Origin of the sequence: Tenacibaculum sp. SG-28 (assembly GCF_002954385.1) — a bacterium.
GTDB lineage: Bacteria > Bacteroidota > Bacteroidia > Flavobacteriales > Flavobacteriaceae > Polaribacter.
This window is the reverse complement of sequence record NZ_MQVY01000001.1, coordinates 455,971-469,712: the sequence shown is the minus strand read 5'-3', so window position 1 is coordinate 469,712 and position 13,742 is coordinate 455,971. Positions and strand designations below refer to the sequence as shown.

Genomic DNA, 13,742 nt, shown 5'->3' with positions numbered 1-13,742 from the left:
TTATTAGATAGTCTAACAAGTATGAACAACGAATTAGAAAGAAGTTTACAATACATTAAAAGTAAAACGAATCGTAAAACAGGCTTTGTTTTGCCTGATGATTACTTGAAAGACTTTAGTGACACCCTAATTACACATAAAAATAAAATTATTTCCAATAATAACCCCTTCCAAGTTCCACAAGATTATTTTGAGAACTTTGATGAAATGCTAACTGAAAAAATACAAAAGGAATCTACTACTAAAATTAAAGTAATTCCTCTGTACAAAAAAGTACTTAAGACCATCCCGTCGATCGCGGCAGCCTGCCTACTTATTTTTACAATATACACCTACAACAGCAGTAAAAATAATTTACTTTTTGATATTGATACCATTTCACAGGACGAATTGGATGCCCTCTACGAAAATGGTAATTTTAACCTAGATAATGATGCCTTATCATTAGCCATTAGTGAATACAGCATAAACTTCGACGAGGAAATAGCTAGCGCTTTAAACTTAAATAATGAATCTGTTGAGACCTATCTCAACTCTATTGATCCTAACTCGATACTAGATGAAATTCCATAACATGAAAAAGCAAACTAAATTTACTATTTTATTATTATTATTCGTGAGCAGTATTTCTCTGGCACAAAAACACAAAAATCACCATGAAAAAATTCGCGTCTACAAAATAGCTTATCTTACCGAAAAGCTAGATTTATCAGAATCAGAAGCACAAAAATTTTGGCCACTCTATAATACGTATAATGAAAATATGCTTACCCTGCACAAGGAAGAAAGACATCTAATTAAAAAGAAAATTGCAGCGTTAGGTGGCGTATCACAATTAGAGGAAGAGGAGGCAAAACTAATACTCGATAAATACAGTACGATTGCCAAGAGCAAAGTTGTTTTAAAAGAGAAATTTTTCTCTGAAGTGTGTTCTTTTTTACCCTACAAAAAAGTTTTATCTCTTGAAATTGCAGAGCACGATTTTAATAAAAAACTCCTGCGTAAATTAAGAAAAAAAGAAAAAAGTAAATCGTAATTAAACAATGTAAACCTCCAAAATTTTAGAGGTTTCCGACGCCTTAATAGCGTAATTTTTACAAATATAAGGAACCAGCAGGGTCTCCCCTTGTTGCAGTGTTTCTTCCTCATCACCATGCATAAAAGTGACCTTTCCAGATACACACATGTAAATTTTAAAGCTATCTAACGTAGGTTTTTCTAGCAATACCTTTCCTTTTACACAAATGATATTGGTAGTAAAATAAGAACTGCTAATAACGGGAGAAACAGCATTCATTTTTGTTTCATAAGCAGATTTATAATTTTCCTCGGACGTAAAATCAATAGCGTCAAATGCCTGCTCGGTATGCAACTCTCTTGGTTTACCTGTGCTATCTTTTCTGCCCCAATCGTATATTCTATAGGTAATATCCGAGGTTTGTTGTATTTCTGCTATTAGCACACCTTTACAAATAGCGTGCACTCTACCCGAAGGTATAAAATAAACATCTCCTTCCTGCACGATATCCTGATTTAATATAGCGGTTAAAGTATTATTCTTTAAATGCTTTAAATATTCTTCTTTGCTGGAATCATTTGCAAAACCTACAATTAATTTTGAATTTTCTTCAGCCTGCATAATGTACCACATTTCGGCTTTCCCAAAAGAATTATGCCTACTTTTTGCAATACTATCGTCGGGATGTAATTGAATGCTTAAATCTTGATTAGCATCGATAAATTTAATTAATAACGGAAAGGTATCTTTGAATTTTTCATATACCGTTACCCCTACTAAATGTTCTTTATGTTTTTTTAGTAATTCTTTTAAAGTCCAACCGATATACCTGCCGTTGCATACAACGGAACTAAACCCATCGACGTCAGATATTTCCCAACTTTCTCCAATCTTAGGATTGTTAGATTTTTTTCCTAGTAAGGTAGCTAATTTTGTTCCTCCCCAAATTTTTTCTTGAAGGATTGGCGTAAACTTAAAAAAAGTTTGATTTAACTGCATAAAAGATTTTACATAACATCACGGATTTATTCTCCCGAATACGTGACAAAATTTCTTGGTGTTTCGTATAGAGTAATTTTTATCTGAAATTCCTCCTCTATTTTCTCTCTCAATTTGTTGTAAATAACAACACTTATATTTTCTGCCGTAGGAATTAAATTTTTAAACTCCGGTACTTCAATATTTAAGTTTTTATGATCAAAACTGTCCTCTACCTCAATTTTAATGATATCTCTTAACTTTCCGAGGTCATATACATAACCGGTTTCAGGATTAATTTCTCCCGAAATAGAAACTACCAATTCATAATTGTGCCCATGGTAATGTACGTTGCTGCATTTTCCAAAAATCTCATTATTTTGAGCTTCCGTCCAATTCGGATTACACAGTCTATGTGCGGCGTTAAAATGCGCCTTTCTATGAACAGTTACTATTGGCATTTTACAATTGATTGGATATCTTTTGATACGATTCTTTAAATATAATCTTAAACCATTCGGTATACAACTCCGGATGTAATTCGATATCTTTTTTTACTTGATCTAAATGCATCCATTGAAAAGCTTCTACTTCTTCAGGGTTAACAATTGGATCCTCATCAAAGGTTCCTATCATAACATGATCTAACTCGTGTTCTGTAAGACCATTTGAAAACGGCGCTTTGTATATAAAACTAAATACTTCTTTTAATTCGCATACAAATCCCATTTCCTCTTGTAGTCTACGTTTTCCTGCACTGATATTACTTTCTCCCTCTCGTTGATGAGAACAACAGGTATTTGTCCAGAGTAAAGGAGAATGGTATTTATCCTTAGCTCTTTGTTGCAATAACAATTCCTTATTTGAATTAAAAACAAAAACAGAAAATGCTCTATGAAGCAACGCTTTTTCATGCGCCTCAATTTTCTCCATTAAACCAACTTTGTTGTCATTTTTATCTACTAAAATAACGTGTTCTTTCATGTTTGAAATTTAGAAGCAACAAACTTACGAAAATGTATTAAAAGTAAATCCTTTAGAGTTAATTAAAACTAGACTCCTTAATACCCCATTCTTATCTTTATTACAATATAGGAAAAAACAATAATAAAAAGGTAAAAAAAGGGGCATTTTAAAGTAAACTATATTAAATGTACCAACTACAATTTTACAATTTTTGGAGAAATCAATCTTTGAAATTGTTCAACGATTATTAAAAGAGTAACTTTGCCCTTTTTAAATTTTAAAGATGAGTTTTTTAGAGGAGATAGAAAAAAGAAGAACATTTGGAATCATCTCACATCCAGATGCCGGAAAAACAACCCTTACAGAAAAATTATTGTTATTTGGTGGCGCAATTCAAGAGGCAGGTGCTGTTAAAAACAATAAAATAAAAAAAGGTGCGACTTCTGATTTTATGGAAATTGAACGTCAACGCGGTATTTCAGTTGCCACCTCTGTTTTAGCTTTTCTCTATAAAGACAGAAAAATAAACATTCTAGACACGCCAGGTCACAAAGACTTTGCAGAGGACACATTTCGTACGCTAACTGCTGTAGATAGTGTTATTGTTGTTATTGACGTAGCGAAAGGTGTCGAAGAGCAGACCGAAAAATTAGTTAAGGTTTGTAGAATGCGAAAAATTCCGATGATCGTGTTTATCAACAAATTAGATCGAGAAGGAAAAGATGCATTTGATTTGTTGGACGAGGTAGAACAAAAACTAAATTTAAAAGTAACTCCTCTTAGCTTTCCTATTGGCATGGGGTATGATTTTAAAGGTATTTATAATATTTGGGAAAAAAAACTCAATATTTTTTCGGGAGACAATAAACAAACTATTTCTGAAGGTATTGAATTTAAAGATGTAAACCATCCAGAACTTGACAAAATAGTTGGAGAAAAAGCAGCGAATACTTTACGAGAAGAGTTAGAATTAATATACGAAGTTTATCCTGAGTTCGATCAAAAAAAGTATATCGCAGGAGACCAACAACCTGTATTTTTTGGTTCTGCTTTGAATAATTTTGGAGTAAAAGAACTTTTAGATTGTTTCATTGATATCGCTCCAAATCCACAACCAAAAATGTCCAATACACGCTTGGTAGATTCGAAAGAAAATAAATTATCAGGATTTGTTTTTAAAATTCATGCCAATATGGATCCAAAGCATAGGGATCGATTAGCATTTGTTAAAATTGTATCAGGAACCTTTAAAAGAAATACGCCATATCTTCATGTACGTCTCGGTAAAAAAGTAAAATTCTCTAGTCCTAACGCTTTTTTCGCAGAGAAAAAACAAATCGTAGACGAATCTTTTCCAGGCGATATTGTTGGCTTGCACGACACCGGTAATTTCAAAATTGGAGATACACTTACAGAAGGTGAACAGATGAATTTCAAGGGGATTCCTAGTTTTTCTCCAGAGCATTTCCGTTACGTCAATAATGCAGACCCAATGAAAGCGAAGCAATTGTACAAAGGTCTTGACCAATTAATGGATGAAGGTGTGGCACAGCTGTTCACCTTAGACATGAATGGAAGAAGAATTATTGGAACCGTTGGTGCGTTACAATACGAGGTTATTCAATATCGATTAGAGCACGAATATGGTGCAAAGTGTACCTATGAAAATATTTCCGTACACAAGGCTTGTTGGGTGCAACCTGAAGATGAAAAAAATGAAGAATTTAAAGAATTCAAAAGAGTAAAACAGCGCTATCTAGCCAAAGACAAACAAGGACAAATGGTATTTCTTGCTGATTCTCCTTTTACCATTCAAATGACACAAAGCAAATATCCCACGGTAAAACTTCACTTTACGAGTGAATTTGAATAAGAAAAGAAAAAATTGAAGTTTCAGAAATGAATAGTAGAGAAAACATCCATACAAAATCATCTGTTTTTAAAACCATAATTGCAGCTATTAAAAAAGAAAAAAAACTCCAGCTTTGTTTTGTATTTTTTATTTTGTGTAGCCAGTTAAGAGCACAAGAAAAGGAAAACATCTTTATGGGAAAAGAACTACATAATAAAGTACGATTAAATTTTATCCCCGTTGCGATGCCCACCGAAAAATTTTCAGATTTAAAACCAACCATGGGTTTGATGGGACTTCATTACCAAATTCCGATAACGGATTGGCTCTATGGAGGTGCAGCTATGTATGCAGCAGTGACTGGAGATCAGGGAGGATTATTTACTTTAGGTATTGAGTTAGGAGTCACAAAAAAAATATACAAGTATCTTTATCTAGACGCTAATTTCCATTTTGGAGGCGGTGGTGGCTATCGATATCTTGTCAATGACGGAGGATACATCAATCCCAATATTGGCTTACAATTTAAAAAGAAAGACTATTCGTTTGGAGTGCAATACAGTCACATAGATTTTTATTCTGGAGAAATAAAGAGTAACTCGGTATCTTTCTTCATCGAAATTCCAAGCACACTTAAATACTCGAATCATAAAAATTCTTTTCAAGAATTTAAAAAGTCCAATATAAACGCAGATATTTTTTGGAACAAACCTGCTACGAGGAATGCACAGCAATTACGATTTGATTTTTTCAAACCCATAGGGAATTCAAGAAAAGACAACGGAAAAGCACTAACAGAAACGCTCTATGTTGTTGGTTTTGAATACCAAAAATTCCTCAAGGACAACACGTTCTTATTTGTACATACAGATGCTGTCTATAAAGGTCTAAGAGCAGGCTTTATGGATCTTTTTTTTGGCGCTGGATATTACCCTTATCAATATAATAGGTTCAGTTTATTTACAAAATTAGCACTAGGAGCTGCAGGCGGAAGAGTTGCCCCCGAAGGAGGTTTAATGATATACCCTTCTGCAGGAGTAGACATAAAACTTACAAACAGAATAGCACTGAGCGGACATGGTGGATATTACAGGGCTATCGCTGGTGATCTGGAAGCATATACCTTTGGATTTGGATTAAAATACACCAATTACTCTGGAGGAACATATATCGCAAATAAAAATGAAAATAATAACTTACGTATACAAGGAAGTTCTTTCCGAGTAGAAAACCAATCTTATTTAGATGTTGCTAAAACAGATGACTCAGAAGGAATCTTAGCGGTAGATTTACAACTGCTCTCCATACAATACAATTACGATCTTTCGAAACATGTCTACGTTCTTGGAGAGGCCGGTTTTGCTTACGATGGAAGATCGGGTGGCTATGCCCACGGCCTGGTTGGTTTGGGGCTACAGAGTAAAAGTTTTTTCAACAACAGAATACATGTATTCGCAGAAATAGCAGGTGGTGCAGCAGGTGGTGCTGGAGTAGACACTGGTGAAGGTATAGTCGTTCGACCAACCGCAGGAATAAATTATAATATAAATAGTAATTTTGCAATAACAGCATCTGGAGGAAAGTTAATTGCTCCCTTCGGTAATGTGAATGCAACGAATATAAATATCGGATGTAAATTTAGCTTGTCGAGCTTATCCGTTTTAAAATAGAATATAAAATAGTAGATCATGAACAATGGAATTTATGCAAAATTCTCTACATCAAAAGGGGAAATTTTAGTGAATTTAGAATATGAAAAAACACCAGGAACTGTGGGTAACTTCGTTGCTTTAGCCGAAGGTAATTTAGAAAACTCAGCGAAACCGCAAGGAACTCCATACTACGATGGATTAAAGTTTCACAGAGTAATTGCTGATTTTATGGTACAAGGAGGATGCCCATTAGGAACAGGAACAGGAAATCCTGGCTATAAATTTGATGATGAAATTCACCCTGATTTGAAGCATGATGCCCCTGGGAAACTATCGATGGCAAATGCAGGGCCTGGAACTAATGGTTCACAATTCTTTATTACGCATGTGGCGACACCTTGGTTAGATGGAAAGCATACGGTATTTGGAAGTGTTGTTTCAGGACAAGATGTAGTGGACGCTATTGCGCAAGATGATGAAATGACAGTTTCGATTCTTCGTGTTGGTGCCGATGCAGAGGCATTCAATGCTGTAGAGGCTTTTAGAACTTTTGAAGGAGAAAGAGAGAAGAGAGAAGAAAGAGAAAAAGCTGCAATGCAAAAAATTTTAGATGAAGTAGCCGCAGGATACGAAGAAACTGCAAGTGGTCTTCGTTATAACATACTTCAAAAAGGAGATGGTAAAAAAGCTTCAAAAGGTGACATGGTTTCTGTGCATTATAAAGGACAACTTTTAGATGGAACTGTATTTGATTCTTCTTACAAAAGAAAACAACCAATTGATTTTCAAATTGGAGTAGGTCAAGTAATTGCAGGATGGGATGAAGGAATCCAATTATTGCAAGTTGGTGACAAAGCAAGATTAGTTATACCAGCAAATCTAGCCTATGGAGCGAGTGGTGCAGGAGGCGTAATTCCGCCAAATGCAACTTTAATTTTTGACGTTGAACTAATGGACATTAAGTAGATAGTTTAAATAATTCACATATCATAAACCTACCATACGGTAGGTTTTTTTTATTTAGGAAGATAACGTTTCGATAACATTCATAACTTTCAAAAAAACATTTGTTAAAATAAAAATTACATTTAGGTAAATAGAATAGGTACTTAAAAATAGAAATTTACATTGCGTTCAAACCAAAAAAAAATGAAAAAACGAATTGTACTTCTATTGCTATTTTCACTATCTGTGTTATCTATTTGCTCTCAAGAGAACTGTACAGAGCCTACAGAAGAAGAACTGATTGATTTAAATACAATAGTAATCAACAAATGTGAGGTTGAAGAAAAAAAGAAAACCAATACACCAAAAAGAAATGTATTACGAACAAAAAAGAGCTTAAGGAGAAGAGTAACCAACAGAATAAGTACAAAAGCAAATAAAATTAATAAAAATATACCCACAACTGATGCACCGATACCCGATATTATAACAGATGATAAATTACAAGTAGAAAATGTATTGTTTGAGGTAGTTGAAAATGTACCAGAAGTACCCAACTGTAAAAATTCAGATATAGAAGATAAAAGAAAATGTTTTAAAAATGAAATCCATAACCATTTTGAAAAAAATTTTAATCCTGAAAACATAATAGACGATGAAATAAAAGGAAAATTTATAATCAAATTTAACATCTCTATTTATGGAAAAATAAAAGACATCGAAGTTTTAAGCAAGAAGAGAAGTAAAAAATTAGACAAAGAAATATTTAGAATTTTTGGAAAACTAAAAGATATAGAACCAGGAACAATAAATGGACTTCCAATAGAGGTAACCTATGTATTTCCTTTACACTTAACCATATAATTTGAAAACAAAAAACCAAAACACAATTGGCATTATATTAATTGCTGAATAAAAATCATAACACAACTAAAACAAAAAAGGGAGTTAAAAAATATTTACAGTATTTATTTTTTGATTATTGAAATAGTTTTCATAGGTTTACAGAGTTGTCTAATTAATAACCCTTATACCTTGCAAATTATGAAGAGTTTCCCTAAATTATTGCAACCATCGTTGCTAGTTATTTTTTTGTTAATATCTTCTATATCCTCTGCGCAAGAGCATTGCGATACCCCAGAAGATGAAATTGCAGATCCAAATAGCATAACCAAATGTGCTGTAGAAGAAGTAAAAGGCGCAGATGGTTCTGTTAAAAAACAAGTAGCCATTGAGGTCTCTACAAGAAGACGTGTTGTTCGAAAAAACAAAACAGCAGTTTCCGTGTTAGCAACAAATAAAAGTGAGCAACAAATCGCAAGTATCAAAAATAACTCTTTAATTGTTGGTAAATTAGAGTTAGAAGATTCGGAAGACACCTTAGAAAAAATACCATTTAATCTCGTGGAAGAAATTCCTCTTTTCAGCAAATGTGTAGACGTACCTTTTGTGAAACAAGTTGGCTGTTTTGAAGAACAAATGTCTGCACACATAAAAAAACATTTTAATTATCCTAAAAAAGCAATGGATGCTGGTATTGAAGGTAGAGTTTTGGTACAATTTACTATTGATGAATTAGGAAAAGTTTTTGATATTAGAACTAGAGTGCCAAAAGGTGGAGAATTACTTGGAGAAGAGGCCGAGAGAATAATAAAAAAATTACCAACCTTCGAACCAGGCAAACAGCAAGGTAAAATAGTTAAAGTAAAATACGGTATACCTATAGGTTTTAAAATACCTGGATCGGTTAAAAAAGATAATTTAAGTTCTGGTGTATTAGCAACAAGTGCCCCTGTGAAAAAACCGGTAGTAAAAGAGGCGATTATCACTGATTTTGTTAAGTTCAATAAAGTTCAAACTATTCCGCTTTTTAAGGCATGTGTAAAAGTAGCAGACGATAAAAAGATGGAGTGTTTTAACACCAGAATGATGAGCCATATTCAACGTAACTTTAATTATCCTCAAAAAGCTGCCGAAGAAAATATTCAAGGAAAGGTATGGGTTAGTTTTATAATTGATAAAAATGGAGAAGTTAAAAATGTAAAATCTAGGGGACCTAAAAATGGAATACTTTTAGAAAAAGAGGCTGAAAGAATGGTTAAAAAATTGGCTAAGTTCAAACCTGGATTTCACGAAGGAAAAATAACTAATGTTCAATATACTATTCCAATTAATTTTAGAATTAGCGCTAAATAATTATAATTACAACAGATAAAAAATAAAAAAAGTCAGAAATTAAAATTCTGACTTTTTTATTTTTACACTTGATTGACAAGTAAGTTTAAAAAGGAATTAATAGTATATTTGTTACTCTATTATTCTTTACAACCTATCGATTTTAATATATGAAAGTAATAGCAATGATACCTGCGAGATATCAAGCATCCAGGTTTCCTGGAAAATTAATGAAAGATTTAGTTGGCAAACCCGTAATTGAAAGAACCTTTGAAGCAGCCGTTAAAGCAGGTCTTTTTGCATCTGTATACGTTGTCACTGATTCCCAAGAAATAAAAAAGACCATTGAAAATATTGGAGGTAAAGTCATCTTAAGTAAAAAAGAACATTCATGTGGATCCGATCGTATTGCTGAGGCAGTTCAAGATATTGAAGCAGATATCGTTGTAAATGTGCAAGGAGACGAACCTTTTATCGATACAGAATCTTTGAAAAAACTCATAAAAACATTTAAAGATGATACAAAAAGAACAATAGACTTAGCGTCGTTAAAAGTAAAAATGACGGATATTAAAGAAATCAACAATCCAAATAATGTAAAGGTAATTACGGATACTGATAATTTCGCTATGTATTTTTCGAGAAGTGCAATTCCATATGTTAGAGATAAGGATGTATCGACTTCCTACTTCAAACATAAAGGGGTTTATGCATTTCGTAAAGAAGCTCTATTGTATTTTTACAATACTACCATGACACCTTTAGAATCGGCTGAAAAAATAGAATGTTTACGATACTTAGAGGTTGGAAAGAAAATTAAAATGATTGAAACAAAATCAGAAAGCATAGGAATCGACACACCAGAAGATCTAGTTAAAGCAATAGAGTTGTTAAAAAATGTATGATTTTACCAAAACAAAAGTAATAGCCTTCGATGCAGATGATACCCTTTGGGTAAATGAAACTTACTTTAGAGAGGCCGAGAATAAATTCGCAAAACTACTCTCTAAATACGAAACCGAAAACAAAATTAACCAAGAGTTGTTTAGAAAGGAAATAGCCAATTTGCCATTATATGGTTATGGCATTAAAGGTTTTATTTTATCCATGATAGAATGTGCTACTGAATTATCCAATAATACACTGCAAGCCAAAACCATCAATGAAATCCTAACTATTGGCAAAACGATGCTAGAAAAACCTGTAATTCTTCTAGATGGCGTAACCCATGTCTTAGAATCTTTGCAAAACAACTACAAATTGATTGTCGCAACTAAAGGGGATCTATTAGATCAAGAAAATAAATTAAAAAAATCTGGGTTGTTACAATACTTTCATCACATAGAGGTTATGAGCGATAAAAAAGAAAGTGACTACTTAAAATTACTCTCCCATCTGGATGTTCGTTCTGAAGAATTATTGATGATAGGAAACTCGTTAAAATCAGATATTCTTCCACTTATTGGCATTGGAGCGCAAGCAATACACATTCCTTTTCACACCACCTGGAAATACGAACAAGTTAGCACGACATCGGCTGAAAATGCTTTTATTACTTGCCAAAAGATCACCGATATACTTACTTATCTCTAAAAAATACTATCTGTAAGAATTATTAAAACTTAAATATTATAGTATCAAAACCAATTATTCAACTAACTTTGCAAAAAATTAATAATTATGGCAAGCATAAAAAATTTAAAAAAAGATATTAACTATACATTAGGAGATATTATTGAAGAGTGTTATGTATGGGAGCTTTTAAATCCAAAGGAAGATACGGCAAAAACAGAAGCTATCATAGACGAAGCTATTCAAACTTTTGATGCTTTATTAGATAAAGTACATGTGAAAAATATCGATAATAAAAAGACCCACTTTAAAGCAATTAGTCTTGAATTAGAGTCGAAAGCCAAAGAACTTATAAAAAAAGTTAATAGTTTATAAAAAAGCCAGTTTAAAAACTGGCTTTTTTTTTATGATTTATTTTAACATTATGCATCGCTTTTTTTTGTAAATTTAAGTTCAAATAGTAGTAACCAAATTTCCCTATACTATGGCAAGAGTAATGTATGATTATACGAAAACCATACTTAAGAAAGTAAGTTTTAATGCCGATTTATTTTACAAGGAACTAAAGAAGGCCTTAGAACGATTGCTACCTCACGAAGTTAATGAATTAAAAATTTGGCTACATGAATTTACAGCCAATAAACCGGAGCTATATGCTTCCCTTGAATTGATTAAAAATTAAAAATAGAACTCCAAAAATATCCGTTTTTGGAGTTCTATTTTATTGGTAACAAGCGAAAAAACACCAATGCAAAATAGTACTTTTCTAAATTTACAGTAAAGTATTCCGAAATCGAAAGCAACTCTATTTAAAAATTGAAACAGTAAGAAACAGACGTTGAAATATGGATTATCGAATGGTATTCCTTGTCTCTACTGCTTGAAGAAATTGTTCAATCTCGTCTTTGGTAGTAAACTTGCTAAAAGAAATTCTAACCGAAGACTTTTGAAATTGTTCTTGGTCTAAAATTTTAAAAAGCACATGAGATCCCTTAGTAGCACCACTCTGACAAGCACTCCCCCCAGATACAGAAATACCTAGAAGATCTAAATTGAAAATAAGCATATCGTCGGAGAAAGGAAACCTAACATTTACTATTTTCGGAGAACTTAAATCTTTAGATTCACTATCGCCATTAAAACACAGTTTTGGAAATATAGCATACAAACCCTGAATAAGATATTCTTTTAAATCTGCAATCATGCTCATTTCCTCCTTTAAAGAGGTATAAGACAATTGCAATGCTCTATCCATACCTATAATAGAGTGCAAATTTTCTGTACTAGATCGAGCGCCTCTTTCTTGGCCACCACCGTACAACATCGGTTCCATTGGTATTCCTTTTCTAACAAAAGCAAACCCTACTCCTTTTGGACCATGGAACTTATGCGCACTTGCCACAATAAAATCTATGGGTAACTCTTGTAAGTTAACAGTGTAAGACCCTATGGCTTGTACCGTATCAGAGTGAAATAAAACATCGTTCTTTTTACAAATTTCAGCAACTTCTTTAATTGGCAATACATTGCCAATTTCATTATTTACCCACATAAGAGACACTAGTTTTTTCTCTGTACCTGTAGCTAGTATTTTTTGTAGTTCCTCCAAAGAAATTCGTCCTTTCGCATCTAAGGATAAATAAACGATAGTAATCCCTTTTTTTTTCTGCAGATGTAAAAGGGTATCCAATACAGCACTATGTTCAATTTCTGTTGTGATTACAGTTCTAACACCAAGATTTGATACCGCATTATTTAATATCCAATTGTCCGCCTCCGTTCCTCCACATGTAAAATAAATTTCACTTGCAGAAACATGAAACTGTTTCGCGATATTTTTTCTTGCTTTTTCTATAGCTGCTTTCGCCATCCTTCCATTTTGATGTGTAGAGGAAGGGTTTCCGAAATTCTCTACCATAGATTCATGCATTACATCAATTACCTCTTTTGCAATAGGTGTTGTCGCGGCATTGTCTAAATAAACTCTTTTCATGAAATAAAGGATTAAAATTAGTTGGAGTTTTGGTAAATATATACTTCTGTTGCTCCAGCGCCATACTTTTGGAAAGAAGCATCGTAAAAGTCTACAGCATATTGTTTTAATAAATGGTATAATTCGGATTTCAAAACTCCCTCTCCCACTCCATGAATAAAAACAATTTTAGATATCCTTTTATGTATGCAATACTCCAATTTACGTTTAGCAGTTGCAATTTGATAATTTAAAATATCATAATTATCAAGACCTTTGCTTGTTTTTAATAATTTTTCAATATGTAAATCTACCTCAAAAATGATTTCATTTTTTGATTTCACAAACCGACGTACTTTTTTTTGATTGGTGAAACTTTCATCCTTTGCAGGGACAGTATTCAAAGCATTGTATTTCGAGAATTGATTTTGCTCTTTATTTATTTTAACAAGTTCTTGCGGTAGAAAGTGAAAAGTCATGCCGGAATCGTCGGCTACAACAACCATTTTTCCAGTGAAACCAACAACTTTTCCTTTAATTACATCATCAATAACCGCTACTTTGTTTCCAATTTCAAAACACATAATTAACTTTTACTTAAATCACAAAAGA

General features: G+C 32.9%; 16 protein-coding genes. 11 read left to right on the top strand and 5 right to left on the bottom strand.

The window, feature by feature from the left end; all coding sequences use genetic code 11:
• Nucleotides 1-21 precede the first annotated feature (21 nt).
• The gene (locus tag BSU00_RS02095; protein WP_105002916.1) at nt 22-573 is read left to right on the top strand and encodes a hypothetical protein; all 552 of its coding nucleotides are present in this window, start codon (nt 22-24) and stop codon (nt 571-573) included.
• A gap of 1 nt (nt 574) precedes the next feature.
• Nucleotides 575-1,036: a hypothetical protein gene (locus BSU00_RS02090; RefSeq protein ID WP_105002915.1), complete on the top strand. Its 462-nt coding sequence runs from the start codon at nt 575-577 to the stop codon at nt 1,034-1,036.
• On the opposite strand, the gene BSU00_RS02085 is transcribed toward BSU00_RS02090, so the two are convergent.
• From BSU00_RS02085 to idi, 3 genes are read right to left on the bottom strand one after another with little or no spacing between them, the layout of a single operon-like run.
• Entirely contained in the window at nt 1,037-2,017 is a 981-nt protein-coding gene (locus tag BSU00_RS02085) for a type I phosphomannose isomerase catalytic subunit (protein ID WP_105002914.1), read from the bottom strand.
• Between the two features lie 26 nt (nt 2,018-2,043).
• Nucleotides 2,044-2,457 (bottom strand): 6-carboxytetrahydropterin synthase, encoded by a 414-nt coding sequence (locus BSU00_RS02080; protein WP_105002913.1) that lies wholly within the window; start codon nt 2,455-2,457, stop codon nt 2,044-2,046.
• A 1-nt stretch (nt 2,458) separates the two neighbouring features.
• Nucleotides 2,459-2,980 (bottom strand): isopentenyl-diphosphate Delta-isomerase, encoded by a 522-nt coding sequence (idi, locus tag BSU00_RS02075; protein ID WP_105002912.1) that lies wholly within the window; start codon nt 2,978-2,980, stop codon nt 2,459-2,461.
• Between the two features lie 265 nt (nt 2,981-3,245).
• On the opposite strand from idi, the gene BSU00_RS02070 reads away from it, so the two are divergent.
• The 9 genes from BSU00_RS02070 (at nt 3,246) to BSU00_RS02030 (ending at nt 11,840) form a co-directional block, all read left to right on the top strand.
• Entirely contained in the window at nt 3,246-4,835 is a 1,590-nt protein-coding gene (locus BSU00_RS02070) for a peptide chain release factor 3 (protein WP_105002911.1), read from the top strand.
• A gap of 26 nt (nt 4,836-4,861) precedes the next feature.
• Entirely contained in the window at nt 4,862-6,484 is a 1,623-nt protein-coding gene (locus BSU00_RS02065) for a hypothetical protein (RefSeq protein WP_105002910.1), read from the top strand.
• Between the two features lie 18 nt (nt 6,485-6,502).
• Nucleotides 6,503-7,432, top strand: coding sequence for a peptidylprolyl isomerase (locus BSU00_RS02060; protein WP_105002909.1), 930 nt, complete (start codon nt 6,503-6,505; stop codon nt 7,430-7,432).
• Nucleotides 7,433-7,615: 183 nt separating this feature from the next.
• The gene (locus tag BSU00_RS02055) at nt 7,616-8,275 is read left to right on the top strand and encodes an energy transducer TonB (RefSeq protein WP_105002908.1); all 660 of its coding nucleotides are present in this window, start codon (nt 7,616-7,618) and stop codon (nt 8,273-8,275) included.
• A 180-nt stretch (nt 8,276-8,455) separates the two neighbouring features.
• Nucleotides 8,456-9,607, top strand: a complete 1,152-nt coding sequence (locus tag BSU00_RS02050) for an energy transducer TonB (protein ID WP_105002907.1) — start codon at nt 8,456-8,458, stop codon at nt 9,605-9,607.
• 149 nt (nt 9,608-9,756) lie between these two features.
• Complete coding sequence (kdsB, locus tag BSU00_RS02045) at nt 9,757-10,491, top strand: 3-deoxy-manno-octulosonate cytidylyltransferase (RefSeq protein ID WP_105002906.1); 735 nt, start codon at nt 9,757-9,759, stop codon at nt 10,489-10,491.
• On the top strand, nt 10,484-11,179 hold the full coding sequence (locus BSU00_RS02040; protein WP_105002905.1) for an HAD family hydrolase: 696 nt from the start codon (nt 10,484-10,486) through the stop codon (nt 11,177-11,179). The genes kdsB and BSU00_RS02040 overlap by 8 nt, the downstream gene beginning before the upstream one ends.
• Nucleotides 11,180-11,266: 87 nt before the next feature.
• Nucleotides 11,267-11,533, top strand: coding sequence for a hypothetical protein (locus tag BSU00_RS02035; RefSeq protein WP_105002904.1), 267 nt, complete (start codon nt 11,267-11,269; stop codon nt 11,531-11,533).
• 109 nt (nt 11,534-11,642) lie between these two features.
• Nucleotides 11,643-11,840: a hypothetical protein gene (locus BSU00_RS02030; protein WP_105002903.1), complete on the top strand. Its 198-nt coding sequence runs from the start codon at nt 11,643-11,645 to the stop codon at nt 11,838-11,840.
• 168 nt (nt 11,841-12,008) lie between these two features.
• Here the strand turns inward: BSU00_RS02030 and BSU00_RS02025 are convergent, their stop codons facing one another.
• A complete protein-coding gene (locus BSU00_RS02025; protein ID WP_105002902.1) occupies nt 12,009-13,151 on the bottom strand; it encodes a cysteine desulfurase family protein in 1,143 nt (380 codons plus the stop codon).
• A 17-nt stretch (nt 13,152-13,168) separates the two neighbouring features.
• Nucleotides 13,169-13,714, bottom strand: coding sequence for a Smr/MutS family protein (locus BSU00_RS02020; protein ID WP_105002901.1), 546 nt, complete (start codon nt 13,712-13,714; stop codon nt 13,169-13,171).
• Between the last annotated feature and the right edge of the window lie 28 nt (nt 13,715-13,742).